This window comes from Edaphobacter aggregans DSM 19364 (assembly GCF_000745965.1).
In the GTDB taxonomy this organism is placed as follows: Bacteria; Acidobacteriota; Terriglobia; order Terriglobales; family Acidobacteriaceae; genus Edaphobacter; species Edaphobacter aggregans.
This window is the reverse complement of the sequence record NZ_JQKI01000029.1, coordinates 16645-42565: the sequence shown is the minus strand read 5'-3', so window position 1 is coordinate 42565 and position 25921 is coordinate 16645. Positions and strand designations below refer to the sequence as shown.

Below are 25921 nucleotides of genomic sequence, written 5' to 3'. Positions count from 1 at the left end.
CTCAGTCATTGCACCTTCGCACCGTACTTGCGCGCAATCTCCGCGCTCGCAGCCTGCACGCTGTCCAGCGGACTGAGCGGCGGAAGCTCCGCGCCAAGCGCACGTAACTCTTCCAACACCATCTCGGTGGGAAGGTTGCCCACCAGCACATCCTGCGCAAACGGGCAGCCGCCGAGACCGCCCATCGCAGCATCGAATCGGCGGCAGCCCGCGTTGTAAGCCGCACGCACCAACTCGCGAGCATGGTCGTAACGCGCGTGCAGATGCACACCAATCTCAATACTGTCGTGCACCGCCATCACATCGCTCACCACATCGGCAATCAGCTTCGGCGTTGCGGCACCCACCGTATCGGCAAGCGAGATCTGCTTCACCCCGGAGTCCACCAGCAGATCACAGGCATCGACAATCTCGTCGATCGACCAGGCATCGCCATACGGATTCCCAAAGGCCATCGAGATATACGCCACCACATCCAGCCCCGCCTTATAGGCCATCTCGCCCACACGCTCAAGCGCCTCAAGCGACTCCTCCGGCGTCTGGTTCTGGTTGCGCTGCAGAAATCCCGGCGAGATCGAGTAAGGGAAGCCAAGCGTCTGCACAGCCTCAGTCTTGATCGCGCGCTCCGCCCCCTTGGGATTCACAACGATGCCGATAATCTCCGTGTCATCCGGTGGGTCGAGATACTCCAGCACCTTCTCCGAGTCCGCCATCTGCGGCACCGCAGCCGCCGACACAAAACTTACCGCGTCGATGTGCCTGAACCCCGCCGCAATCAGTAGACGCAAATAGTCCGCCTTGACCTCAGCAGGAATGTGAACCGGCAGCCCCTGCCAGGCATCGCGCGGGCATTCAATAATCTTTACTTCATCCACTTAAAACTCCCCAGTAATCATGCCTCTGCGACGCCCCCTCACATACAAAAACACATCCTGTACAAATGAAGCAAAGAATGCAACCCAGAGAAGAAACGAACTAAGCACGAGCACCTTTGGCCAGACACCAGGCTCTGAATCGATATAACACGGGTCAAAGCCAACCTGTGCCTCTTGAAACGAAACATTGTGTATGCTGCTACGAATTTCACTCTTGTGCAACGACCGGCAGGGACGAGATTCGTAAATCTGGATAGCCAAAAGTAGGCTGGCTGCGATTGCAAGAAAAAAAAGCACGATTGTTCGTTTCCAGATCACGTCTGCAAAACCCCCGGATTGAACTTCGCCACATCCGGATTCAGCGCACACGCTTCGAGCGCCGTCATCAGCACCTCGCGCGTCTTCGCCGGATCAATGATTCCATCCAGCCACATCCTTGCTGCGCCGTACCGGGGATCTGCCTGCGAATCATATGTCGCCTTGATCTCCTCGTAAATCGCCTTCTTCTCTGGGTCCGAGAGATGCTTGCCGCCGCGCTCCATCTGCTTCACCCGCACCTCGACCAGCGTGTTCGCCGCCGAAGCCCCGCTCATCACCGCATACCTCGCCGTGGGCCACGCAAAGATGAAGCGCGGATCGTACGCCTTGCCGCACATCGCGTAATGCCCTGCCCCAAAGGTTCCGCCGATAATGACCGTAATCTTCGGCACCACGCTCGTGCTCACCGCCGAGACCATCTTTGCCCCGGCGCGGATAATGCCACTCCACTCCGCGTCCTTCCCCACCATAAAGCCGTTCACGTCGTGCAGAAAGATCAGGGGCACAAGGTTCTGATTGCAGTCCATGATGAACCGCGCCGCCTTCTGCGCGCTCTCCGTATAGATGACCCCGCCGAACTCCGTGCGCCGGCTGCCGTCGAGCGCGATCTGCTGCTGGTGCACCTTCTGGTTAGCGACGATCCCCACGGCGCGCCCGCCGATGCGCGCATACCCGCACAGCACCGTGCGGCCAAAGTCCGCCTTGTACTCGTCAAACTCCGAGCGATCCACAATACGCGCGATCACCTCATGCATGTCGTAGACGTTGGTCGGCGCCTTCGCCGGATCGGGATCGATGAGCCCATACAAATCCTCCGCCGCATACCTCGGCCCATCCTTCGCAGCGTTGTACGGCACCACGCTGAACGGCGCCCCCGGGCGCTCGCCAATCTTGCTCACCAGCGACCGCAGCCGCGCGATGCAGAGATGGTCGTTCGGCTCCTTGAAGTCAACGGTCCCCGAGATCTCCGAGTGCATCGTCGCGCCGCCCAGCTCCTCGGCACCGGTCTTCTGCCCGATCGCCGCCTGCACCAGCGAAGGTCCCGCAAGAAACAGCCCCGACCCCTCGGTCATCAGCACGGTATCGGTCATCACCGGCAGATACGCCCCACCGGCGACGCACATCCCCATGATCGCCGTAATCTGCGGTACGCCAAGCGAGCTCATCACGGCGTTGTTGCGGAAGACGCGGCCAAAGTCATCCTGGTCAGGAAACACATCCTCCTGCAACGGCAGAAAGACACCGGCCGAGTCGACGAGGTAGAGCGTCGGGATGCGATTCTCCAGCGCAATCGTCTGCGCGCGCAGCACTTTCTTTGCCGTCATCGGGAAGAACGCCCCGGCCTTCACGGTCGCGTCGTTCGCGACGATCATGCACAGGCGCCCACTCACGCGACCCAGCCCGGTCACCACCCCGGCCCCCGGAGCGCCGCCGAACTCCTCATACATCCCGTGCGCGGCCCAAAGCCCCAGCTCCATCAGATCGGTGCCTTCGTCCAGCAACAGCGCCAGCCGCTCGCGCGCCGTCAGACGACCCTTCGCCCGCTGCGCCTCTGCGGCCTTCGCGCCTCCGCCCTGCCGGATCGCCGCCTCCTGCTCGCGCATCTCGCCGAGCAGAGCCATCAACGCCGCACGGTTCGCCGCGAACCGCGCCGCTTTCACATCCAGCTTAGACTCCAGACTCGCTTCCGATTTCACATCCTCTACCATCGCACCATCCACAAAGACCCGTCAGCATAGCATCTTAGTCGCACCCCGCGCTTCAGCATATTTCGAAGGCTGCAAAAGTCGACCGTGTACCCTATCCGTGGAGGAAGAATGAGGATTCACCCGCGTCTCGGCAGGCTGGCCGCACCCGTCCTCGCACTCCTCCTTGCAACCGCTGCGCTCGCACAGAGCCGGGCAGACGTCGACAAGGCCATCGAGACCAACCTCGGCGACCCGGTGAAGTTCCACGAGGCGTTTACTCATCTCCAGCAGGCCGTCGCCCGGCACGATGCTGCCGCCATCGCCGCGATGGTCAGCTACCCCATCACAATCAATCCTCACACCAACAAAGCCATGCGCGTCCGCACCCCAGAGGCCTTCGCCGCCAGCTACGACAAGATCATCACGCCGCACATCGCCAAGGTGGTCAAAGATCAAAAGTACGAGCAGCTCTTCGTCAACTACCAGGGAGCCATGTTCGGCTCAGGCGAGGTCTGGCTCGCCGGCATCTGCAGGGATTCTGCCTGCAAACAAAGTGAAATTAGAATAATTACTATTCAGAACACGACCGACCCCACCAAGAAATGAGTTCGATGCAGATTCCAACTGTCATCCCGCGCTTCACACATTAAAATAATGAACCCAGACGATTGGAAGGTGACACACGCAACGATCACTTCCTGCAGACGTTCCTTCAGCTCTTTCATTTCCAGCGGGAGAGAGTCCTACACAGGTGATCTGCCTACTTCCGAATATGTGGCTACCTTCGAATATCAGGTCGATAAGACAAAATATTCGGGAAAGATGAGAAGAGGCACGCCCGTAAGCCAAGGCCATCGTTTCGAGATCTCTTACGACCCTCGAAATCCCTCGCGCAATACCGGATCAGATTTTCAAGGGCCATGGTGGTTTCGCATTATCACCTGGACTCTGGCAGCTGCGTTGGTTGCGGGCTTGATCTATCTCGACAAGCTCTTCAAATCATGACCATCAATCCTGCCCCCACCGACGCCCTCCTCGTCATCGACCTCCAGAACGACTTCTGCCCCGGCGGCGCGCTCGCCGTCCCGGAGGGCGACCAGATCGTCCCGCTCGTCAACCGGCTCGCGCAGCGCTTCGAGCACGTCATCCTCACCCAGGACTGGCACCCGCGCGGCCACATCTCCTTCGCCTCCTCGCACCCCGGCACGCAGCCCTTCGCGACCATCGAAGTCGCCTACGGCACCCAGACCCTCTGGCCCGATCACTGCGTCCAGGGCACGCCGGGAGCGGACTTCCAGCCCGGCATCCACATCCCTCACGCAGCCCTCATCCTGCGCAAAGGCTTCCGCCGCGAGATCGACAGCTACTCCGCCTTCCTCGAAGACGACCACACGACTCCGACCGGCCTCGCCAGCTATCTCCGCGAACGCGGCCTGAAGCGCCTGTTCCTCTGCGGACTGGCGTACGACTTCTGCGTCCGCTATTCCGCCATCGACGGCACCGTGGCAGGATTTGAATGCTCGGTGATCGAGGATGCCACGCGAGCGGTCGGCCTACCCGGCTCGTTCGAGGACACAAAGATGGCGCTTGCAGAGAAGGCCGTCCGGCACGTGCTTTCCTCTAGTCTGCTTGCTGGATAACGACACCATCCAGCCCCAACTCCCCTGCCCACTCCTGCATCGCCTTCAGACAATTCCCCAGGTGCTCCTCCAGCGGAATCCCCAACAACTCCGCCCCGCCAATGATGTCCTCGCGCTTTACCGCTCGCGCAAACGCCTTGTCCTTCATCTTCTTCTTCACGCCCGCCACCTCGACGTCGTGAATCGACTTCGTCGGCTTCACCAGTGCACATGCCGTCAGAAAGCCTGCCAGCTCGTCGCAGGCAAACAGCGCCTTGTCGAGGTGCGACTCCCTCGCCGTGCCCGAGTAGTCCGCATGCGCCAGGATCGCGTGCAGCACTGGCTCCGGCCAGCCCAGCTCGCGCAGATGTCCGACCCCGATAAACGGGTGCTCCTCGAGCGACGGATACCGCTCATAGTCCATGTCGTGCAGCAAACCCGCGCAGGCATACGGCTCTGCAAACGCCTCGGCCTCGGCTCCGCTCAAGCCAAACCGCTCGGCCTCACGCCGTCCGTACGCCTCCGTGCAGATCGACACCGCCATCCCGTGCTTGCGCAGCGAATCGCTCGCCGTCCACTCTTCCAACAACGCCAACGCCGCAGCCCGTCCAAACCCATCAACCATCTTCTCTCTGCCCTCTCTTCCCTACTCCCTAAACCCTACTCCCTGCTTCCAATCAAGTTACTACTTTGGTTCCTTTCCCGGTTTTTTCGGCATTCTACTAAGAATTTGCGGTTTTCCTCTTGACTCAGAAGTAACCCTAGTGCCACTCTAGGCACATCACAGTGATCCGTTATCGGACATGTGATGCGGTCCTTGCTCTGGGCCCGTCCGCGTCAAGACAACTTATGGCAACCATGATGGCACCCGTCGAACAGCGTGAGGTTCTACGCTGCGACCACTGCAGTTTGGTGCAGTTCCGCACAGCAAATTCCCTGTGCCGCCGCTGCCACAAATCGCTAGAGGTCGAAGAACCCGAACCGACACCGGCACCGCTGTCCATCGTCCCCCCGACCACAACCTCCTCCGACGGCCTCCAGGTCGCCACGGCGGTTCGTGATCTTCGCCACGTACGCAACCTGTCCCAGCGGCAGCTGGCGGCGCGCATGAACGTGCCCCGCACCTACATCTCGAAGATCGAGAACGGCAAGGCCATGCCGACGCTCTCCTCGCTCGACCGCCTGGCAAAGGCGCTGCAGGTCGATATCTCGACCCTGCTCCGCGACCCCAGCACGCGACACCGCGATGAGACCGCGGTCTTGATGACCGACCCCTTCCTCGCCGAGATCGCCGCCTATACCTCGCAGCTCGACGCCCTGCAGCGCTCCATCTTCCTCAACCACGTTCGCGAGCTCGCAGCTGGCCGTCGTCGTACGGCCTAGCAGCGCAGGACGTCTGGATCCGCTGAACAAAACCTCCGTGCCGCACCCGATCGCCTTACGGCGTGACGGTGCGGCACCCTCCGTCCTCACACGAAAGCCAACACAGCAGATGGAGCCCCGCCTTCAGCTGCCCAAAAGAAGAGGGCGCAGCACGAGGCCGCACCCCTTCCCTCTCGAATAGTCGAGCTACTTCTCTTCGCCGACCAGCGCACCACTCACGTCGCGCACCTCCACCGGCCCAAGCCCAGCGTCCTTCAACCCCGGCTCAATCTTGCTGCGGTCGCCGGCAGTCACCACAATCAGCTGGTCTGGATGCAGATACTCCTTTGCCGCGCGAGCGACATCCGCATCCGTTACCGAATCATACTTCGCCGGAAGCTTGGCGTAGTAATCCAGCGGACGGTTGTACAAAAAGATGCCGTCCATCGCGCTCGCCGTCGCCGCTGCCGTCTCAAACCTGCCCGGCAACGAACGCATGGAGGCTTCCTTCGCGCCAGCCAGCTCTTCGGCCGTCGAAGGCTTGCCCACAAAGCCGCGGATCTCTGACATCATCTCCTTGGCCGCAGGGGCGGTCACATCGGTGCGCACCAGGCCGCCGGCAAAGAACTGGCCGCCATCCCGATAGCGCACAAAGGCCGACCGAGCTCCGTAGGTGTACCCATGAACCTCGCGCAGGTTCATGTTGATCCTGCTCGCGAAGCTTCCTCCCAGCGTGTAGTTCAACACGTCGAGGATGTGCGAGTCCGGCGTACTCTCCGGAACTCCCGGGGCAAACGCAAACAGCGCCGTCTGCGGCGCGCCCGGCTTGTCCACGATCACCACATGCGTCGGCTGTGCCGCCGGAACAGGCGGAATCGTCGGCTTGGCCGCGGCATCTCCCGTCCACTTGCCGAAGTACTGCCGCGCCAGCTTCTCTGCCTCCGCACGCGTCACGTCGCCCACCAACACCAACGCCGAGTCCTGCGGCCCGTAGTGCTTCGCATAAAAGCCAGCGATATCGTCCTTCGTCAGGCCGGTAATACTCTCCTTCGTGCCCGTGCTCGACAGGCCATACGGCTGCTCCCCGAACACGAGCTTCGGTCCAACGCGCTGCGCCATAATCTGCACATTGTCGGTCTCCTGCGCGATACGGACCAGGCGCTGCTTCCGTCGGCGGTCAACGTCCTCCTCGCGAAAGGCCGGATGTTCGGCCACATCGGCCAGCAGGTCCAGCCCCTGCGGAGCATGCGCGGTGAGCATGCTCATCGTGAGGATGGCCGAATCCATCCCCGCCGACGTATTGATTCGCGTCCCGATCCTCTCCTGGTCGTTCGCCAGCTTCGAAAGATCGCGCGAAACCGTGCCGTCGTCCATGATCTCCGTAGTCAGCGTGGCCAACCCGCTCTTGCCCGGCTCGCTGTTCTCACTTCCGGCGCGCGACACCAGCTCGGCAGTCAGAATCGGCAGGGCATGATTCTCGACCAGCAGAACGTCGAGACCGTTCTCCAGCTTGAATCGTGCAGGCACAGGCAGGTGCATCACCGGAGCGGGCCCGGCTGCGGGCTTCGTCTTACGCCACTCCTGTGCAGCCTCAAACTCCGCCGTATACGGATTCGAGATCTTCACCTCGGCATCCGTGTTGGCGGGGCTGCGCGGAACGTCGTCCAGCACCTTCCTGCCCGGTACGCAATACACGACGACGGCCGAGTCCTTGCCGAAGTACTTCACCGCCGCAGCCGTCGCGCTGGCCACGGTCACACCCTGGATCATCGCCATGTCCTTCGGAAGAAATCCCGGATCGCCCGTGTACTGGTTGTAGTTGTTCAGCGTATCGGCAACTCCGCCAAACCCGCCCAGCCGCTGCAGCCCGCCGATCTTCCCCGTCAGGTCGAGCGCCTTGGAAGCCTCCACCTCCTCGGCCGTCGGGCCGTCCTTTTTGAGCTTCTCCACCTCGCTCCAGAACGTCGCCTCCAACTCCTCCAGCTTCACGTCCGGCTTCGCCGTCACCGTGCACTCGACGATGCCCGTCAGCTTTTGCGCCTGCACATAGCAGCTCACACTCTGCGCCTTCTGCGACTTGTAGACGAGCGTCTCGTCCAGCCGGCTCGCCTTCGCTCCGCCCAGAGCGTGCAGCGCCGCACGCACGCTGTAGGACTCCGGCGTGTAAGCCGCCGGCGTCAGCCACGCGACCGTCAGCTGCGGCAGCTTCACCGTGTCCGTCACCGTGGCGCGCCGCTGCGAGGTGATCGGCAGCGTCTTTACCGTGACCGGCTCCACCTTCGGGCCAGCCGGAATCGGCCCAAAGTACTTCGCCAGCAGTTCGCGAAGCCTCTTCGCATCGAAGTCACCGGCGATCGCGATCGACGCATTGTTCGGCGTGTAGAACTGCTGATGAAAGTCGCGCACGTCGGCGATCCGCGCCGATTCGATATCCGCGTGGCTGCCGATCACCTGGGCGTAGTAGGGATGGTCCTTCGGAAAGAGCAGGTGGTACGCCGCCTCGTCGGCGATGTAGTAAGGCTGGCCTTCGCCCTGGCGCCGTTCGTTGCGAACCACGTCGCGCTGATTCGCCAGCTTCTCCCGGTCCAGCCCCTCCATCAGGAAGCCCATCCGGTCGCTCTCCAGCCACAGCGCCAGCTCCAGCTGGTTGCTCGGCATCGTCTCGAAGTAGTTCGTCCGGTCGAAGTTCGTCGTGCCGTTCACGTCCGTTGCTCCGGCCGACTGCACATACTTGATATGCGCCTTCTCTCCGACGTGCTCCGACCCCTCGAACATCATGTGCTCGAAGAGATGCGCAAACCCGGTGCGTCCCGGTCGCTCGTTCAGCGGTCCCACGTGGTACCACAGGTCAACGGAGACCAGAGGAAGCCGGTGGTCCTCATGGGTGATCACCGTCAACCCGTTCGGCAGCGTGTACTTCTCATACTTGATCTCGGGCAGCTTGTGCGCGCCCTGCGCAGCGGCCCCCTGAACGGTAATCGAAGCGACGGCAGCAAGAAGGCATAGATGTTTCCGCAAAATTTTCAATGAATTTCTCCTCTTCGAATCCCTGGATCTGTGGATCGCAGAAAAGCATACCCCAACCCCTTTGCGGACTTCACAAAATCTGACAGCATCCGCGCTCCTTCGGCTTTCATTGCACCTCACCCTCCGGTGTGCTAGCGTCATGCTTTGTGAGGTAGTTGTGCCGCCAATCTCTCCCAGCCGCGTACATGAGCTCTCCGCTGACGAGCAGAACATCTACCGGCAGCTCAACCCATCCCGCATCCCCCAGCACATCGCCATCATCATGGATGGCAACGGCCGTTGGGCGGGCAAACGCGCCCTCAAGCGCTTCCTCGGGCACCAGCAGGGCGCCGAGAGCGTCCAGTACGTCGTCGAGACCTCCTCTCGCATCGGGCTCCCCTTCCTCACCCTCTACGCGTTTTCGCTTGAAAATAACCTCCGGCGGCCCAAGTCCGAGGTCAGCTTCCTCATGAAGCTGCTCAAGAACTACCTCATCGGCAACGTCAAGCGGATGAACGACAACAACGTCCGCATGGCCTACATCGGCCGCACCCACGACCTCCCCCAGGAGGTTCAGGACACCATGCAGTGGGCGATGGAGTCCACCGCCCACAACACCGGAACCACCCTCACTCTGGCGCTGAACTACGGCGCCCGCACCGAGATCGTCGACGCCGTCCGTCGCATCCTCACCGACCTCACCACCGAGGCCCACACCCGCGGCTGCTCCGTCGAGGACCTCCTCGGCGCCGGCGCTCTCGACTCGCTCGACGAATCGACCATCGCGCGCGCCCTCTACACCGCGCACATGCCCGACCCCGACCTCATCATCCGCACCTCGGGCGAGCAGCGCATCTCGAACTTCCTGCTCTGGCAGATCGCCTACTCGGAGATCTTCATCACCGACCGCCTCTGGCCCGACTTCCGCGGCATCCATCTGCTCGAAGCCATCGCCGACTACCAGCGCCGCGAGCGCCGCTTCGGCGGCCTTACCGAGAACTCCGACGAGAAGATCGACACCCTCCAGCCCGTCTCCGAGCTCGAGACCGAGATCGCCACTGAGCTCCTACCGCCCCGCGAGCTCACCCGCCGATAACCTCTAATCTCTGCACGCAGTAGCAGAAGGGAGTCGTCATGCCCGTCGAGTATCCCTACCAGACAATCCTCGAAGCCAAATACAAGCCCCTCGAACTGATTGAAGAAAAGCTCACGGCAGATGCTGCGACGCCCTGGTACAACGAAACCATCTGCCACGTGAATGACTCCGTGGTTCGCCTCGGTGTCGTACACGGCGATTACCACTGGCACAAACACTCGCGCGAAGACGAGTTCTTCTACGTAGTCGAAGGCTGCCTCCACATCGATCTCATCGATCCCACCGATCCCTCCACCACAGAGGAAAACCCTCGCACCATCACCCTCAATCCACGCCAGGGAGTCGTCATCCCGAAGGACGTCCTCCATCGTCCCCGCGCACCGCAACGCACCGTCATGCTGATGGTCGAGACCGACACGATCAAGCCAACGGGAAGCTAAGCGGGCATCGTCCCCGGTCGGGTCACACTCTCTCGATCTGCTTCGCCGCGGCGTCGATGATGTCGGTGATCGCGTGAATCTGCTCCGTGGTCAGCGACCCCATCTTCATCCCCATCTTCATTCGTAGCGCCATGCGCAGGTTCTCGACGGCCCGCTCGATCTGCTGCGGACGCTGATTCGCATACTCCGCGCGCACGCTGTCCATCCGCGCAAACAGAGCGTCCACGATCGCCTTGTTCTCCGCCAGCGCCTTCGCTCCCTCCTCCGTGATGCTGTACAGCTTCCGCGTCCCCTCCGTGACCGCGCTTGCCCAACCCATCTCCTCCAGCATCGTCAGCATCGGGTACACGATCCCCGGGCTCGGAGCGTACGTCCCTCCCAGCCGCTCCTGAATCGACTTGATGATCTCGTAGCCGTGGCTCGCCTTCTCTGAGATCAGTTGCAGGATCACGTAACGAAGGTCGCCCGCGCCAAACATGCGCACCGGACCGCCTCCCCAGCGTCCCCTGAAGCTGCACCGCCCTTCGCCAAATCCTACGTGGCCGGCGCCGCACTGTTTATGTTCCTGTCTCTCTCCCCGGCAGCCTTCACCGCCGCGGAAACCTCTGAAGTATTCGTACTGATATGGGTACCTCATGCCGGAAAACAGTATCAAGATATATCTTTATATGTCAAGAGTGATTCAAGATATTGCTTTTACTCGTGGATATACTTGTCTGGGTCTCCATGAAGCGAATCCTTACCGCCACCGTCCTCATTCTTGTCGTCTTTGCCCTTCTCTTCTTCGGTCAGCTCTGGATGATCACCCTCGCCGCAGCTCTCGTCGCCGAGCTGGCAGCCTACGAATACCTCAAGCTGGCCGCCGTAGGCGCCGAGGCGAACGGTGCGCATCTGCGCATCCCCGTCTGGTGGATGGCCATCGCCACTGCGCTCGCCTTCGTCGTCACCGTCAACGGCTTCCCCGTTGAGGCCCAGCTTCCCGTCCTCAGCGCCCTCACCCTCATCCTCTTCGCCTGGAACGGCTTCCGCGCCCCGCTCATCCAGGTCCTCCCTGACACCGCCCAGGGACTCTTTGGCCTCATCTGGATCGCCTATCCCCTCACTCTCATCCCCCTGCTCTGGAAGCAGGAGGACGGGCCCGCGCTCGTCCTCTTCCTGATGGTCTGCGTCTGGGCCGGCGACATCGCCGCGCTCTACATCGGCCGCGCCTTCGGCAAACGCAAGCTCGCTCCCCGCCTCAGCCCCGGCAAGACCTGGGAGGGCACCGTCGCCTCCATCTTCGGAAGCCTCGCCGCCGCCGGACTCGTCATCTGGATCGGCGACCTGCTCACCGCTCGCGGCAACATGGTCCTGCACATCACCGAACCCATCTGGCAGACCCTCACCCTCGCAGCCATCCTCAACATCGCCGCTCAGCTCGGCGACCTCCTTGAATCCGCCGTCAAGCGCGGAGCCGGCGTCAAGGACTCAGGCACCATGCTCCCCGGGCACGGCGGCATCCTCGACCGCATCGACGCCCTCCTCGTCGCGGCTCCCGTTCTCTGGTTCGCCCTGCTCCTCAAGGACACCTTCGGCCTCGGACGTTTCTAGCCCACGGAACCCGAAGCGTCTCTTTCGCGTAATGGCTCTTTATGACGCTGCCGGCTCTCTTTCGCGTAAAGTCAGGATTGCCCTGTCGATTCCTGGCGCTTTTGATTCTGTTCGCCTTCAGTTCCTCCCATCCACCTGCGGCTCAGGCACAGGAGACTCAGAATACGTGTACGGCGCAGCCGCCCATCACCTCATATCGCCCAATCGCGGCTGACCAGAAGGACCCGCAGCACCTGCAGCTCGAACGGGACTTCCACACAAAGGGGCCTCTGGAGATCAAAATCTGCGCCGGGGAGGTTCACATTTTCCCCTCTCAGGACCAGCATCTTCACCTGAACATATCGCTTCGCAAGGCTCCCGGTTCATCTATAACCGTCTACATAAGGCAGATCGAGTCTGACGACAACAAGACAATCGTCTACCTGGCATATCCAAAAGACTTATCCCCTTCCATCACATTGCGTATTCCGTCGAACGCGCCGTTACAAAGTGACATCATGCTTGACACGGGAAACCTGGGCATCCGTGGCGATGCGATTCCCGGCGACCGCCAGATTCATGTAGGAGTCGGGCATGTGACGCTCTACCTGCGAGGAGACGAGTACTCCGAGCTGCAAACCAATGTCGGCATCGGCAACGTTCATGACCACAGGCAGAGCGGAACCTCAACCCACCTCGGGATAGCAACAAAGCAGGCCCTGCGAGGCAAGGGAGATGGAAAGATCACCGCCAACGTAGGAGTTGGATCCATCGAACTGCGGCCCGAAGAGTAAAAACTTTGCTGCACGCGAAATCCAATTCCGGAACGGACCTCTCCGAACGTCACCCTCCGGAAACCTCCAATCTGCGAAAATAACATTCGTGAAAAAACTCGCCATTCTCGGTTCCACTGGCTCCATCGGCACCTCCACCCTCTCCATCTGCGAATCCTTCCCCGACCGCTACCAGCCCATCGCCCTCGCCGCAGGTCTCAACGTCGACGTTGCCTTCGCCCAGTGCCTCCGCTGGCGCCCACAGGTCATCTCCATCGCGACAGAGGAGCTGGCCTCTCAGCTCCAATCGCAGTTCAAAGCCGCAGGCATCACCGGAGTCGAGGTCGTCCACGGCGCGGCCGGAACCGTCCGTGTCGCCACGCTGCCCGAGGTCGACTTCGTCGTCTCCGCTATCGTCGGAGTCGCCGGTCTCGAGGCCACCTACGCCGCAGTCAAAACCGGCAAGACCATCGGCCTCGCCAACAAAGAGTGCCTCGTCGCCGCCGGCGAACTCATCATCGCCGCCGCCCGCGAGCACAACGTCGCCCTGCTCCCCATCGACTCCGAGCATAACGCCGTCCACCAGTGCATGCGCGGCGGAACCCCCGCCGAGGTCCACCAGATCTGGCTCACCGCCTCCGGCGGCCCCTTCCGCAACACGCCGCTCGCCGACTTCGAGGAGATCACCCCCGCGCAGGCCCTCAAGCACCCAACCTGGGTCATGGGCCAGCGCATCACCATCGACTCGGCCACCATGATGAACAAGGGCTTCGAGGTCATCGAAGCCTGCCGCCTCTTCTCCTTGCCCCCCGAACAGGTCCGCGTCACCATCCATCCGCAGTCTACCGTCCACTCCCTGGTCGAGTTCATCGACGGCAGCATCCTCGCGCAGATCTCCGTCACCGACATGCGCCTGCCCATCCTCTACGCCCTCGCCTACCCCGAGCGCGTCGACGCCACCACAGCCTCCCTCCACTTCGATCTCGCCGCGTTGAGTCAGTTGGACTTCTCCGTCCCCGACCTCGCCCGCTTCCCCTGCCTGCGCCTCGCCTACGAGGCCGCCGCCACCGGCGGCGAGGCCTGCATCGCCCTCAACGCCGCCGACGAGATCGCCGTCGCCGCCTTCCTCGAAGGCCGTATCCCGTTCCTTGGCATCCCGCGTACAATAGAGTTAGTGCTACAGCAAACCTCAGCCCGTCACCCTTCGTCTATCCAGGAAGTGCTCGAAGCTGATCTTGCGGCGCGAGCGTGTGCCCGTGATGTAATCGCCCACCATTTCTCCGGCGTTCTCCGATAAGCCGCACAGTTTCTCCGAGCGAGGTTTTTCCCTTCCATGTCTACCATCCTTCAACTTGGCATCGTGCTCGGGATCATGGTTCTCGTACACGAGTTCGGCCACTTCGCCGTAGCCAAGCTCTGCGGCATCCGCGTCGAAGTCTTCTCTATCGGCTTCGGAAAGCGGCTCTTCGGCTTCCGTCGCGGCGAGACCGACTACCGCGTCTCCCTGCTGCCACTCGGCGGCTACGTCAAGATGTCGGGCGACAACCCCGGCGAAGCCCCCACCGACCCCGGTGACTTCAATGCGCACCCGCGCTGGCAGCGCATCCTCGTCGCCCTCGCCGGCCCCTTCGCCAATTTCATCCTCGCCCTCGGCCTGATGACCGGCGCCTACATGCTGCACAACGAGGTGCAGGAATACATCTCTGGCCCGGCCCGGACCGATTACATCCCGCTCAACACGTCGGCCACTCGCACCGGAATCCACTCCGGCGACCTCATCGTTCACTACGACACCATCGAGAATCCCACCTGGGATCAGGTCGCCATCCGCTCGCTGCTCAACATCAATCAGACCGTCCCCTTCGCCTACCTGCACGACGGCCAACGCGTCGACACCAAACTCTTCATCGAGTCAAAAGGTGGCGCCGACAACTTCTCGCTCGACAGGCTCGGCCTCATCCCCAAGATGCAGGACGTGCCCGTCCAGGTCGACTCGCTTGAGCCCAACATGCCAGCCATGCGCGCCGGCCTCCAGCCGCACGACCAGATCGCCTCCATCGACGGCCTCCAGCTTCACTCCGTTCCGGCGCTCCTTGCCTACCTTCAGGACCAGGCCGGCAAGCCTGCCTCCCTCGAGATTCTTCGCGACAGCCAGACAATCCCCGTCCAGCTCACCCCGCAGCTCGCCGAGGTCGGCGACGGAACCAAGGACTACCGCATCGGCTTCCGCCCCGTACAGCCTCCGGTCAAGGTCGAGCGTCTTCCCTTCACCAAAGCCGTCGCCGCCTCCTGGGACTTCAACAAGAAGAGCTCGCTGCTCATCGTCGAGGTCCTCAAGCGGATGTTCACCCGCCAGGTCTCCGTGCGCTCGCTCTCCGGCCCTATCGGAATCGGCCAGCAGATCCACATGGCCGCGTCCATGCCCGGGTGGATGCCCATCATCGGCCTGATGGCGAACATCTCCATCAACCTCGCCATCTTCAACCTGCTGCCCATCCCCATCCTCGACGGCGGCATGATCCTCTTCCTGCTGGTCGAGTCCGTGCTTCGGCGCGACCTAAACCAGCAGCTCAAAGAGCGCGTCTACCAGGTCGCCTTCGTCTGCATCCTGGTCTTTGCAGTCATGGTCATCTTCAACGACATCAGCAAGCTCAACCTCTTCGGCCGCCTCAAACCGTAAGGCAGCGAGTCAGTTAAAAAGCGGTCAGCGAGTCAGCTGAAAGACCGGTCAGCGAAAGCAAACCTTTACCGTAAGCGATTTCCATCGACTCGCTGACTCGCTGACTCGCTAATCATCCTCGCCGCCGCTCACGCGTCCCTTATCCCGAGGCTCTCCTTCCACTGGCTGGTCCAGCTCCGAGCGTCCCCATCTGGTCATTCCCATCGTGACCACGGCAATGATCAGAAGGAGAATGACGATGACACCACCCAACAGAACAGGACTCATCGCTGCCTCCTCGTATCTCTGAGGCCCTGCCGCCGGACAATGGTTGCTCTCGAAGGTTGCTCTCGAACCACTTCCGGCTCAGCCGGCCGTCTCTCGCGCACGCAGCTCTGCGATGATCTCCTTCGCCGCGCTCCGGGCCTGATCCTCCCGGTCCGGAGGAAAGCTGATCGCGCCCACCCTAGCATGACCTCCGCCGCCGTAGCGCTCGCAGATCACCGCCAGGTTCGCGAGCTTCTCTGCCGGAAGCGGCGTCCAGGGATTCGTCCCCACCGCCACCTTCGTCCGGAAGCTCGACTTACTCAACCCGACATTGTACGTCCCCCCGGGGAACAAATAATAGGGGATGAACTTGTTGTAGCCCTCCGTCGGCTGGTCCGTGATGTCAAACGTGATCACGCCGCGCTCCACCGTCGCCCGCGAGCGAATCAGCTCCAGCCCCTTCCAGTGCCGCTCCATCAGCGGCCCCAACAGATTCTGCACAAACGGCTGATCCAGCACCTGTTCCAGCGGCATCTCCGTCAACAGCGGAATCAGCCGCCTTCCCAGCTCTCCATCCTGCGCGCTCTCGATCACCGCCGTCAGCTTCATCGCCGGAGCGGCCATCTCCACCGCCGCCTTCGCGCTCTCGTACTTCGCGCCGTCGACGATATCGGCCCACTTGATCAGCTCCGCCAGCGGCTTCACGTCGAACCCGAACTTCGTCGCCCCCACATGCGCAATCAGGCTCGTGCACGAGACATACTTCGGGTCATAAAACTTCCGCATCGTCTCCGAACCATCCGCCTGCCCACGCTCGTAGTCGGCCTGGTCCTCCGGAGTCAGAAACGCGCTCAGGTGATGATCGAACCACCACGTCACCTTCTCCGACGGCGAGTACTTGAAGTCGACGATTGCATTCTCTCCATTGCCAAAGTCGCCCTCATCAAACAGCGCCCCAGCCCTGTGCACCAAACCCTGGTACGAGTAGCTCGACGCCGTCCCCACGCACTCGCGATGAAACCGCGTAAACACCGAGGCCGAGCACGCCCCATCGAAGCACTTGTCGTGATACAGAACCCGCAAATCCAAGCCGTAAGCCCCCGTCAGCGAACGCCTCACCTGCCGCGCCCGAAGCCTTTAGCATATCCGCACCCCGCCCCATCGCCAAACCAGAGCCCTCCGCAGTAGTTTTTCCTCGTGTGATGAAACATAGGTACAGCCTTTGTCGTATCTACGGCTGTACCCCGCATCGGCCCTTGCAACGCAGGGAGGGAACATGAGCTCAACCCACAACCCAGGCAGAGTCGCCGGAGTCTGGTACCTGTTCCTTTGCATTCTCGGCCCACTGCGCCTCATCTACATTCCCAACAAGCTGTTCGTCTCCGGGAACCCGACCGCAACGGTCCACAACATCGCCGTTCACCCGTGGCTCTTCCGTTTCGGCATCGTTGCAGACCTGATCTGCGCGGTCATCTTGATCTTCCTCGTGCTCGCCCTTTACCGTTTGTTCAAGGGAGTGAACCAATACCTGGCTGTGCTGGTGGTGATCCTTGGCGGTGTCATGCCGTCTCTGCTCTACTTCGTCAACGTCGTAACCGACGCTGGCGCCCTGATGATCGCACGCGGTGCCGACTTCCTCTCCGTATTCGACAAACCCCAGCAGGACGCGCTGGTCGTGCTCCTCCTCCATCTGCACGACTATCAAGTCACCGCCGCGGAGATCCTTTGGGGAGCATGGCTTCTTCCGTTGGGGACACTCGTGTATCGGTCGCACTTCCTGCCACGTTTTCTGGGCGTCTGGCTCGTCATCAACGGCTTCGCTTACATACTCATGAGCTTTACGGGCATACTGTTGCCGCAATATGAGCAAAAGCTGTTTCTCTTCGCCCAGCCCGCACTCTTCGCAGAGCTGGTGTTCATGCTGTGGATCTTGATCAGGGGTGCCAGGCCGCCAGCGCCGAGTGCGACAGCCGCACCGTTGATCGCCGGTGAAAGCTTCAACTGACTCACTACCTCCACCCTCGTATATCCTCACAGCACAACGATCCCCGAGGCACACGTTGACCGACATCATCCACGAATCCCCGAACCCACCCGCTCCCCTCCACGAACGCCTTCCAATCCTCTTCGGCCCAAACGGACTCCGTGCCGGCTGGAGCCTCGTAATCGCCATCGCCCTCCTCAGGGTGTTCTTTACCGGCGCAGGCTTCCTCCTCAAGTCCACCCACCTCATCCCTCCGCACGCGATGGAGCACTCGCCCGGCCCGCTTCCCGTCTTCCTCACCGAAGCCGCGCCCTTCCTCGTCGTCGCACTCGTCACCTGGATCATGTCGAAGGTCGAGCGCCGCCCCCTCTCGGTCTACGGCCTCGGAGGCACGCGCAAGCTCCAGTACCTCCTCGTCGGAATCATCACCGGCCTCGCAGCCAGCTCTCTGCTCATCCTCATCCTCGTCAAAGCCGGCCTGCTCGTCATCGATCAGCGTCTCCTCTTCGGATCCGAGGCGCTCCGCTACGCCGTCCTCTGGATTCCCGGCTTCCTCGCCATTGCCCTCTTCGAGGAGTACCTCTTCCGCGGCTTCCTCCAGTACACCCTCGCGCGCGGCCTCGCCGGACTCGCGCCCCGCCTCTCCTCCAAACTCAACCCCAAGGCATTCGGCTTCTGGGCCGCCGCCATCCTCGTCTCCTTCGGCTTCGGAGCCGTGCACAGCTCCAACCCCGGTGAAAGCCCCCTCGGCCTCTTCTGCGCCGCCTTCGCCTCGCTCATCTTCTGCCTCAGCCTCTGGCGAACCGGCTCGCTCTGGTGGGCCATCGGGATGCACGCCGCATGGGACTACGGCCAGTCCTTCCTCTTCGGCGTCGGCGACAGCGGAGTTTTCGTCAGCCCCCGTCTCCTCCAGACCCATCCCGTCGGCGAGCCCCTTCTCTCCGGCGGACTCACCGGCCCCGAAGGAAGCGTCTTCAGCCTGCTCGTCCTCGCCGCAATCGCCTGCGTCATCCAGCTCACCCAGCGGCCCGGCCCCAACAGCTACGCCGCACAGATGCCCCCGCACCCCACCCAGCTGACGCCCGGCGACTCTGCGGAGTTGCCCGCGCCTACGGCCTGAGATCGAACCTCGTCTCTTCCAGGTCGAGCTCGCGCTCTACCCTTCGCTGCACGTCATCACTGATCAGCCCCTGGTCGCGCAGTCGAATGATCGTCCTGCGCTCAGCCTCGACGGCTCCGCGCGACGCGCGTACAAGCTCGTGATACACCTCCGCCTTTGTGGCAGCGCGTTCTCCACCTTCGCCGCTCACCGCGGCCGCGCGATGCTCGTAGCGGTCGATCAGGTCATCGTACGCGTGCGCATACGCCTCGCTCTTGTCCTGCTTGCTCGCCTCCAGGTAAGCCAGCGCCTCCTTCAAGGCAAGCTGCCGCGCATAACGCTCCTCCGGCTCCATCCCCTTCTTCCCTGCCAGCCCCAGCGCGCGGATCACGGAAGGCAGCGTCAGCCCCTGCAGCACCAGCGTGACCAGGATCACAGAGAACGTCAGGAAGATGATCAGGTTGCGCACTCCAAACGGCTGTCCATGGATCACCTCCCGGGATCGACGATGCCGCCGCCAGCGCCAGCACGCCGCGCATTCCTGTCCACCCAATCACAAACGTCTCCCGCCCGCTGATCTGTTCGCGTCCGTCGTCGAAAGCACCGCCCCCAACAGAAATCCCGCCTTCCAATAAAGAACCGTAATGAAGTATTCCGAGAACGCCGCCACGCCCCACACCGTGAACCCCACCAGTCCGATCGCCAGCAGCGAGATAACCAGCAGGTTCCTGCGAAAGTCCCTCCACGAAACCGTCCACGCCGAGGAGTACAGCAGAGGCGGAAGAAAGATCACGAACACAAGGTTCGGATCCAGAGGAATCCTCGGCATGTGCGGAGCGAGGCTCAGCACCAGCCCCGCCAGCACCAGCACGATCGGATACGGCACCTTCAGCCGGTGCGCAATCACCGCAAACGCCGCCACCATCACTAGCAGCAGCAAAACCACTCTCTCAATGGCATGGAGACTGGCAGCCGACTCCAAAATCACCCTCCTTACACGTGCCGCCACCCCAGTAAAGCAAAACTTCCTCTCCCTGTCGTCACCGACATCGTCATTCCCCACCACCCGTCATTCTGACCCTGAGCGCAGTCGAAGGGGAAGAACCCCCGCATTTGCATTTGCTGTTGCGGTTGCCTTTGCCTTTGCCGTTGCCGTCATTCTGACCCGAGCGGGAAGAATCTCAGTAGTTCTCCTCCACACTCACCCACCTCTCACAAGCCAACCACCCCCACCATTTATCCTTCTCCATAGCGATGAGCCTCTACGAGCCCGAACCAACCCTCCTCCCCCGGCGTCCTCGCACGAGCAACGCCGAACCGCGCCGCCCGCGCCTTCTCCTCAAGTTCCTCACCATCGCCGGCTCCATCCTCCTCATCCTCGGCATCACCGGCTTCTTCGCCGCGCGCAGCTACGTCCACCACCTGCTCACCACCCAGCTCCCCCAGATCGACGGCACGCTCACCGTCCCCGGCCTCTCTGCTCCCGTCGCCGTCCAGCGCGATGCCCACGGCGTCCCCCACATCCGCGCGGCCTCGCTCGACGACCTCGTCTTCGCCCAGGGCTTCGTCACCGCCCAGGACCGCCTCTTCCAGATGGACCTCCTCCGCCGCCACGCCGCCGGCGAGCTCGCCGAAGTCATTGGCCCCAGCCTCCTCGAGCACGACCGCATCCAGCGCACCCTCCAACTCCGCGCCACCGCCGACCGCGCCGTCTCCACCCTCCCCGCCGCGCAGCTCCGCTACGTCGAAATCTACGCCCGCGGCGTCAACGCCTCCATCGCCCTCCAGCGCTCGAACCTCCCACTCGAGTTCCGCGTCCTCCGCTACACCCCTGCCCCCTGGACCCCCCGCGACACCATCCTCGTCGGCCTCGTCATGTTCCAGGACCTTACCAACAGTTTTCCCACCAAGCTCAGCCGCGAGGCCATCGCCGCCCGCCTGCCCGCCGATCTCCTCGCCGACCTCTACCCCGTCGGCTCCTGGCGCGACCACCCGCCCGCTCAGCCCATCGTCGACCTCACCGCCCCGCAGGAGCTCCCCGACGTCCCTCTAGACGAGTCCCAAACCAAGCTGACCGAGCCGGGTGCTCCACGTCCCGATTCTGGGACGTGGGAAAGTAGCGCCACAAAATCGACCGCCTCCCCCGCAGACATCCTCGCCCTCCAGCACGCTCTCGGCCCCGTCTGCGAATCCTGCACCGCCGGCTCCAACAACTGGGTCGTCGCCGGCTCCCGCACCGCCACCGGCAAGCCGCTTCTCTCAAATGACATGCACCTCAGCCACAGAGTGCCCGGCATCTGGTACCAGGTCGATCTCGCCGCCCCTGGCCTCTCCGGGCCCTTTCACGCCGCCGGCGTCTCGCTCCCCGGGATTCCCTTCCTCATCGTCGGCCACAACGACCACATCGCCTGGGGCTTCACCAACCTCGGCGCCGACGTCCAGGACCTCTACATCGAGCACCTCCGCGGCTCCGGCTCCACCGCCGAGTACCAGACCCCCGACCGCGCCTGGCACCCCGTCCTCCACCAGACTGAAGTCATTCACATCCACGGCAAACCCGACGTCACCCTCGACGTCCAGTCCACCCTCCACGGCGGAATCCCGACGCCCATCATCTCTCCCGTCCTCCCCACTGAAAAGCGCGCCCTCGCCCTCCGCTGGACCATCTACGACTCCACCACCCTCTCCGCCCCGCTCCTCAACGTCGCCTCCGCCTCCGACTGGACCAGCTTCCTCGCCGCCTTCTCCCACTTCGGTGGCCCCGCCCAGAACGTCGTCTACGCCGACGACCAGGGCCACATCGGCTACCACGCCTTCGGCCAGATCCCCATCCGCACCTACGGCGCATTTACAACTCCGCCGCCACCACCCCCAACTCCGGAGCCCACCACCTCCGCCCCGCCACCAACGCAGCCCACAACACCATCACCAACACAACAGCCCCCTACCCCCATCAGCCCCGTCCCCGTCGACGCCGTCGCCAGCCACTACGACTGGACCGGTTACATCCCCTTCGACCAGCTCCCCCAGGCCCTCGACCCGCCCAACGGCATCCTCGCCACCGCCAACTCCCGCGTCACCCCCGAGGGCTACCCCTACACCATCACTGATGACTGGGCCGCCCCCTACCGCAACGAGCGCATATGGAAGGTTCTCACCTCCAACAACCACTTCAGCGCCGCCGACCTGCTCTCCCTCCAGACCGACGTCTACTCCGACCTCGACCGCGTCATCGCCCAGCGCCTCGCCTACGCCATCGACCACTCCACCACCGCCTCTCAGAAAGACAAGCGCCTCCACCAGGCCGCCGACCTCCTCCGCAACTGGAACGGCGTCGTCGACGCCAACTCACCCGCCCCGCCCATCGTCCTCGCCGCACGCGAAGCTCTCTGGCAGCTCCTACTCGAGCCCCGCCTCGGCTCCGAGCTTCACTCCAACACCGAAGGCAAGCCCACACCGCTCTGGAAGCTCTACTCCTGGGGCGAAAGGAGTTACGCCGCCGAGCAGCTCATCATGCACACCCCTGACCGCTGGCTCCCGCCCGGCTTCGCCAACTGGGACGATCTCCTCGCCGCCGCCGTCTCCCGCGGCCTCACCGCCGCCAACGCCCCCAGCGATCTCTCCCACTGGAGCCACGGCCAGACCTACCCCGTCGAGATCGAGCACCCCATCTACTCGCACTCCCGCATCCTCCGCGCCCTCATCGGCCTTCCCATCGGAACCGGCGTCCAGCCGCAGAGCGGAGACACCTCCACCGTCAAACAAGTCGGCCGAACCTTCGGACCCTCCGAGCGCTTCACCGCCGACCTCTCCGACCTCGACGGCTCCACCCTCAACCTCGTCCTCGGCCAATCCGGCAACCCCGCCAGCCCCTGGTTCCTCGACCAGTGGCCCGCCTGGTACAACGGCACCACCTTCCCCATGCCCTTCTCCACCGCCGCCGTCAACGCCGCCACTACCCACACCCTCACTCTGACGCCGCAATAGCAGCCTCTAACGTCCGTCATTCTGAGCGAAGCGAAGAACCCCCGCTGATGCTGTTGCCGTTTGCAATTGCCTTTGCTGTTGCCGTTGCCGTTGCCGTTGCCGTTGCATTTGCATTTGCATTTGCATTTGCCGTTGCATTTGCATTTGCATTTGCCGTTGCATTTGCCGTTGCATTTGCCGCTGCATTTGCCGTTGCATTTGCATTTGCCGGCTGCATTTTGCATTTGCTGTTGTTCTTGCCGTTGCTTCTAAGGTAGAGCGGGGCTTCAGCCCCGCTCTAAGCTCGCCGCAAAGCGGCGCTCCTCTCTGCCGAAGGCCGGAGTGAAGTCCGCAGGACGAAGCGACTGTTCTCGCCTTCGTTCTGCGCGAAGCGAAGAACGAAGGCTGCGTTACCCTAAACATAATGCCGCGCTATCGCCTTCCCTACCTCCTCCTCCCGATAGCCGCGCTCATCGCCACCCTCCCCCTCATCGTCCACGGCACCTCCTGCGGCCACGACTTCGACTTCCACGTCATCAACTGGTTCGAAGCCGCCCGCAACTTCACCCACGGAAACCTCCACCCCCAATGGGCCGCCACCCCCGCCTGGAACGCCGGCGAGCCGCGCTTCATCTTCTACCCCCCGCTCTCCTGGACCATAGGCGCTCTCCTGGGCCTCTTGATGCCGTGGACCTGGACCCCCATCGCCTACACCTGGCTCGCCCTCACCGCCGCCGGCCTCGCTCTCTTGCACGCTGCGCGCACCTTCGCCCCCCCGAACGCCGCGCTCCTCGCCGCCGCCGTCTACCTCGCCAACCCCTACACCCTCTACACCGTCTACGAACGCTCCGCCTACGCTGAACTCCTCGGCGCCGCCTGGATCCCCCTCCTGCTCCTCGCCATCCTCCGCGACCGCGTCACCATCCCCGGCATCGCCCTCCCCATCGCGCTCCTCTGGCTCACCAACGCCCCCGCCGCCGTCATGGGCTGCTACGCCCTCGCGCTTCTCACCATCGTGCGTCTCATACTCTCCCATTCCCAGCCACACGCGCGCATCGCTCTCAATACGATCCTCGGAGCCACTCTCGGCCTCGGCCTGGCCTCCTTCTATCTCGTCCCCGCCGCCTATGAGCGCCGCTATGTCCAGATCGCCTTCGCAATCCTCCCCGGTCTGAGCCCGCGAGAGAACTTCCTCTTCCACCACACCTCCGATCCCGAACACGACACCGTCCTCCGCACCGCCTCCATCGTCGCCGTCCTCCTCATCGCCCTCACCGCCATCGCTCTGGCGTCGATTCAACAAACGAACGACTCCTCCATACCCGCGCAGAATGACTCCTCCCCCAAAGATCTCAAGCTCCCGCTGAGCATCCTCGCGCTCGTCATCGCGTTCATGCTCACGCCGCTCTCTTCCGCCCTCTGGGCTCACCTTCCCGAACTTCGCTTTCTCCAGTTCCCCTGGCGACTCCTCGCTCTCCTCGCCGCGGTCTTCGCCCTGGCTCTCGCGCAGGCACTCTCCCGCCTCTCACTCAAACCTGCACACGTCATCGCCGCCGCGCTCCTCGCCCCTCTCGCTCTCACGCTCTCCGCCGACCATGCCTTCCGTCAACGCTGCTACCCCGAAGACACCGTTCCCGAACGCCTCGCCGTCTTCCGCTCTCCCAACCCCGGCTCCGAGCCCACCGACGAGTACACCCCAATCGGCGCCGACAACGACGCCCTCGCCACCACCAACCCCGGCTACTGGCTCGCCCCCACTGCAACCACTCCCGCACCCACATCCTCCGCACCTGCTCCCGCCCCACACCAACTCGAGCTCACACCCACATCTCCCACCACCCTCATCCTCAACCTCCGCGATTACCCCGCCTGGCAGATCACCCGCAACGGCTCCCCCATCACCACCCGCCTCCACCGCCCCGACGGCCTCATCGCCGTCTCGCTCCCCGCCGGCCCCGCCCACATCGAAATCACTCACATCACCCTCCCCGACCGGCGCCTCGGCTATCTCCTCACTGCGCTCTCGATCGTCGCTCTCATCGTCCTGTTGGCGCTTGATAGAAACCACCGCCAATCGCGCTTATAGAAGGCGTCATTCCGAGCCGAGTGCGAAGCACCAAGTCGAGAGCCTGCCCTGAGCGAAGTCGAATGGAACACCTGTATTCTCCCCGCAGCCACGAAGCCATCAGGAAAACGAATCACACCAAAGCGCCCCAGCATCTGCGCCCCGCACCGCTGATTTATCATCAACACCAGATGACCCCCTCTGTACAAGACCTGCTTCACTCCGGCGTCCAGCTCACCGACGCCGCTCTCGAACGCCTTCTTCCCTCGCCCGATACCCCGCCGCACTCCATCCACCGCGCCATGCGCCACTCCGTCTTCGCCGGCGGCAAGCGCCTCCGCCCCATCCTCGCCATGGAGGCCGCACGCATGATCTCCGCCACCGGCGAGATCCCCCAAGGCGCAGCCGAACTCGGCGCAGCCATCGAACTGCTCCACACCTACTCCCTCATCCACGACGACCTCCCCGCGCTCGACAACGACGACCTCCGCCGCGGCCAGCCCACCTGTCACGTCGTCTTCGGCGAAGCCATCGCCATTCTCGCCGGGGACGCCCTCCAGACCCTCGCCTTCCAGACCCTCTCCCAGCTCCCCACGCCCCCCGCGACCACCGTCTCCATCCTCCGCGAGATCTCCCTCGCCGTCGGCACCGGCGTCGGCCCCGCCAGCCCGCTCCCTCCCGGCATGATCGGCGGCCAAGTCGTCGACATCGAGTCCGAAGGCAAGCCCCCCACCGCCGAGCTAGTCGAGTCCATTCACCGCGCCAAGACCGGAGCCCTCATCACCACCTCCATCGTCTCCGGCGGAATCCTCGGCCTAGCCCACACCGACCACGACTTCCACGCCGACACCATCGGCCGCCTCCGCACCTTCGGCGAAAAAGCCGGCCTCGCCTTCCAGATCGTCGACGACGTTCTCGACATGACACAAAGCTCCGAAGAACTAGGCAAGACCGCCGGCAAGGACACCGCCAGCATCAAGGCCACTTGGCCCGCCGTCTTCGGCATCAACCAGTCCCTCAAGGACGCCGAAGAGCTCATCGCCGACGCCTTCGCCGCCCTCGAGCCCTTCGGCAAAGCCGCCGACCCCCTCAAGGCCCTCGCCAGCTACCTCGTCGAACGCAAGCACTAAATCCG

24 protein-coding genes are annotated in these 25921 nt (G+C 63.0%); 15 read left to right on the top strand and 9 right to left on the bottom strand.

Translation table 11 applies throughout. From position 1 onward, the window contains the following. Positions 1-5: 5 nt before the first annotated feature. A complete protein-coding gene (locus Q363_RS14250; protein WP_035351254.1) occupies positions 6-875 on the bottom strand; it encodes a hydroxymethylglutaryl-CoA lyase in 870 nt (289 codons plus the stop codon). Between the two features lie 314 nt (positions 876-1189). Continuing rightward, positions 1190-2902 carry an acyl-CoA carboxylase subunit beta gene (locus Q363_RS14240; protein ID WP_035351251.1) on the bottom strand — a complete coding sequence of 571 codons (1713 nt, stop codon included), beginning with the start codon at positions 2900-2902 and terminating at the stop codon, positions 1190-1192. 108 nt (positions 2903-3010) lie between these two features. Between Q363_RS14240 and Q363_RS14235 the strand changes: the two genes are divergently transcribed. Continuing rightward, the gene (locus tag Q363_RS14235) at positions 3011-3487 is read left to right on the top strand and encodes a hypothetical protein (RefSeq protein ID WP_051978765.1); all 477 of its coding nucleotides are present in this window, start codon (positions 3011-3013) and stop codon (positions 3485-3487) included. A gap of 395 nt (positions 3488-3882) precedes the next feature. Next, on the top strand, positions 3883-4521 hold the full coding sequence (pncA, locus tag Q363_RS14225; RefSeq protein WP_035351247.1) for a bifunctional nicotinamidase/pyrazinamidase: 639 nt from the start codon (positions 3883-3885) through the stop codon (positions 4519-4521). On the opposite strand, the gene Q363_RS14220 is transcribed toward pncA, so the two are convergent. Continuing rightward, positions 4502-5125: an HD domain-containing protein gene (locus Q363_RS14220; protein ID WP_035351245.1), complete on the bottom strand. Its 624-nt coding sequence runs from the start codon at positions 5123-5125 to the stop codon at positions 4502-4504. The genes pncA and Q363_RS14220 overlap by 20 nt on opposite strands. A 224-nt stretch (positions 5126-5349) precedes the next feature. Between Q363_RS14220 and Q363_RS14215 the strand changes: the two genes are divergently transcribed. After that, positions 5350-5883, top strand: a complete 534-nt coding sequence (locus Q363_RS14215) for a helix-turn-helix domain-containing protein (RefSeq protein ID WP_035351242.1) — start codon at positions 5350-5352, stop codon at positions 5881-5883. 186 nt (positions 5884-6069) lie between these two features. On the opposite strand, the gene Q363_RS14210 is transcribed toward Q363_RS14215, so the two are convergent. Next, complete coding sequence (locus tag Q363_RS14210; RefSeq protein WP_245632221.1) at positions 6070-8889, bottom strand: M16 family metallopeptidase; 2820 nt, start codon at positions 8887-8889, stop codon at positions 6070-6072. 157 nt (positions 8890-9046) lie between these two features. On the opposite strand from Q363_RS14210, the gene Q363_RS14205 reads away from it, so the two are divergent. Further along, positions 9047-9964, top strand: coding sequence for an undecaprenyl pyrophosphate synthase (locus Q363_RS14205; protein ID WP_245632220.1), 918 nt, complete (start codon positions 9047-9049; stop codon positions 9962-9964). A gap of 38 nt (positions 9965-10002) precedes the next feature. Further along, positions 10003-10404 carry a cupin domain-containing protein gene (locus tag Q363_RS14200; protein ID WP_035351237.1) on the top strand — a complete coding sequence of 134 codons (402 nt, stop codon included), beginning with the start codon at positions 10003-10005 and terminating at the stop codon, positions 10402-10404. A 22-nt stretch (positions 10405-10426) separates the two neighbouring features. Here the strand turns inward: Q363_RS14200 and Q363_RS14195 are convergent, their stop codons facing one another. Then, entirely contained in the window at positions 10427-10882 is a 456-nt protein-coding gene (locus tag Q363_RS14195; RefSeq protein ID WP_245632226.1) for a PadR family transcriptional regulator, read from the bottom strand. Positions 10883-11106: 224 nt separating this feature from the next. Between Q363_RS14195 and Q363_RS14190 the strand changes: the two genes are divergently transcribed. From Q363_RS14190 to rseP, 4 genes are all read left to right on the top strand, one after another. Further along, positions 11107-11994 (top strand): phosphatidate cytidylyltransferase, encoded by an 888-nt coding sequence (locus Q363_RS14190; protein ID WP_342667413.1) that lies wholly within the window; start codon positions 11107-11109, stop codon positions 11992-11994. A gap of 77 nt (positions 11995-12071) precedes the next feature. Beyond that, on the top strand, positions 12072-12767 hold the full coding sequence (locus Q363_RS14185; RefSeq protein WP_157466871.1) for a hypothetical protein: 696 nt from the start codon (positions 12072-12074) through the stop codon (positions 12765-12767). Positions 12768-12855: 88 nt separating this feature from the next. Next, entirely contained in the window at positions 12856-14043 is a 1188-nt protein-coding gene (locus tag Q363_RS14180) for a 1-deoxy-D-xylulose-5-phosphate reductoisomerase (RefSeq protein ID WP_035351231.1), read from the top strand. Between the two features lie 36 nt (positions 14044-14079). Beyond that, positions 14080-15426 carry an RIP metalloprotease RseP gene (gene rseP / locus Q363_RS14175; RefSeq protein ID WP_035351229.1) on the top strand — a complete coding sequence of 449 codons (1347 nt, stop codon included), beginning with the start codon at positions 14080-14082 and terminating at the stop codon, positions 15424-15426. Between the two features lie 108 nt (positions 15427-15534). Here the strand turns inward: rseP and Q363_RS40500 are convergent, their stop codons facing one another. Further along, the gene (locus Q363_RS40500; protein WP_157466869.1) at positions 15535-15693 is read right to left on the bottom strand and encodes a hypothetical protein; all 159 of its coding nucleotides are present in this window, start codon (positions 15691-15693) and stop codon (positions 15535-15537) included. Between the two features lie 78 nt (positions 15694-15771). Then, the gene (locus Q363_RS14170; protein WP_035351227.1) at positions 15772-16761 is read right to left on the bottom strand and encodes a DHH family phosphoesterase; all 990 of its coding nucleotides are present in this window, start codon (positions 16759-16761) and stop codon (positions 15772-15774) included. 187 nt (positions 16762-16948) lie between these two features. Here Q363_RS14170 and Q363_RS14165 point away from each other — a divergent pair, with 187 nt between their 5' ends. Then, complete coding sequence (locus Q363_RS14165) at positions 16949-17677, top strand: DUF4386 domain-containing protein (RefSeq protein ID WP_035351225.1); 729 nt, start codon at positions 16949-16951, stop codon at positions 17675-17677. A gap of 55 nt (positions 17678-17732) precedes the next feature. Beyond that, positions 17733-18776, top strand: a complete 1044-nt coding sequence (locus Q363_RS14160; RefSeq protein ID WP_051978764.1) for a CPBP family intramembrane glutamic endopeptidase — start codon at positions 17733-17735, stop codon at positions 18774-18776. On the opposite strand, the gene Q363_RS44070 is transcribed toward Q363_RS14160, so the two are convergent. Further along, the gene (locus tag Q363_RS44070; protein ID WP_035351223.1) at positions 18766-19248 is read right to left on the bottom strand and encodes a cation:proton antiporter; all 483 of its coding nucleotides are present in this window, start codon (positions 19246-19248) and stop codon (positions 18766-18768) included. The two genes, Q363_RS14160 and Q363_RS44070, sit on opposite strands and share 11 nt — an antisense overlap. Before the next feature lie 60 nt (positions 19249-19308). Further along, positions 19309-19737 carry a cation:proton antiporter domain-containing protein gene (locus Q363_RS44065; RefSeq protein WP_035351222.1) on the bottom strand — a complete coding sequence of 143 codons (429 nt, stop codon included), beginning with the start codon at positions 19735-19737 and terminating at the stop codon, positions 19309-19311. A gap of 272 nt (positions 19738-20009) precedes the next feature. Between Q363_RS44065 and Q363_RS14145 the strand changes: the two genes are divergently transcribed. From Q363_RS14145 to Q363_RS14125, 4 genes are all read left to right on the top strand, one after another. Beyond that, positions 20010-22742 carry a penicillin acylase family protein gene (locus tag Q363_RS14145; RefSeq protein ID WP_035351221.1) on the top strand — a complete coding sequence of 911 codons (2733 nt, stop codon included), beginning with the start codon at positions 20010-20012 and terminating at the stop codon, positions 22740-22742. Between the two features lie 47 nt (positions 22743-22789). Further along, positions 22790-22999, top strand: coding sequence for a hypothetical protein (locus Q363_RS42035; RefSeq protein ID WP_035351220.1), 210 nt, complete (start codon positions 22790-22792; stop codon positions 22997-22999). Between the two features lie 146 nt (positions 23000-23145). Continuing rightward, on the top strand, positions 23146-24807 hold the full coding sequence (locus tag Q363_RS14130; RefSeq protein ID WP_051978763.1) for a hypothetical protein: 1662 nt from the start codon (positions 23146-23148) through the stop codon (positions 24805-24807). A gap of 62 nt (positions 24808-24869) precedes the next feature. Next, entirely contained in the window at positions 24870-25916 is a 1047-nt protein-coding gene (locus Q363_RS14125) for a polyprenyl synthetase family protein (RefSeq protein WP_483782890.1), read from the top strand. Positions 25917-25921 lie beyond the last annotated feature (5 nt).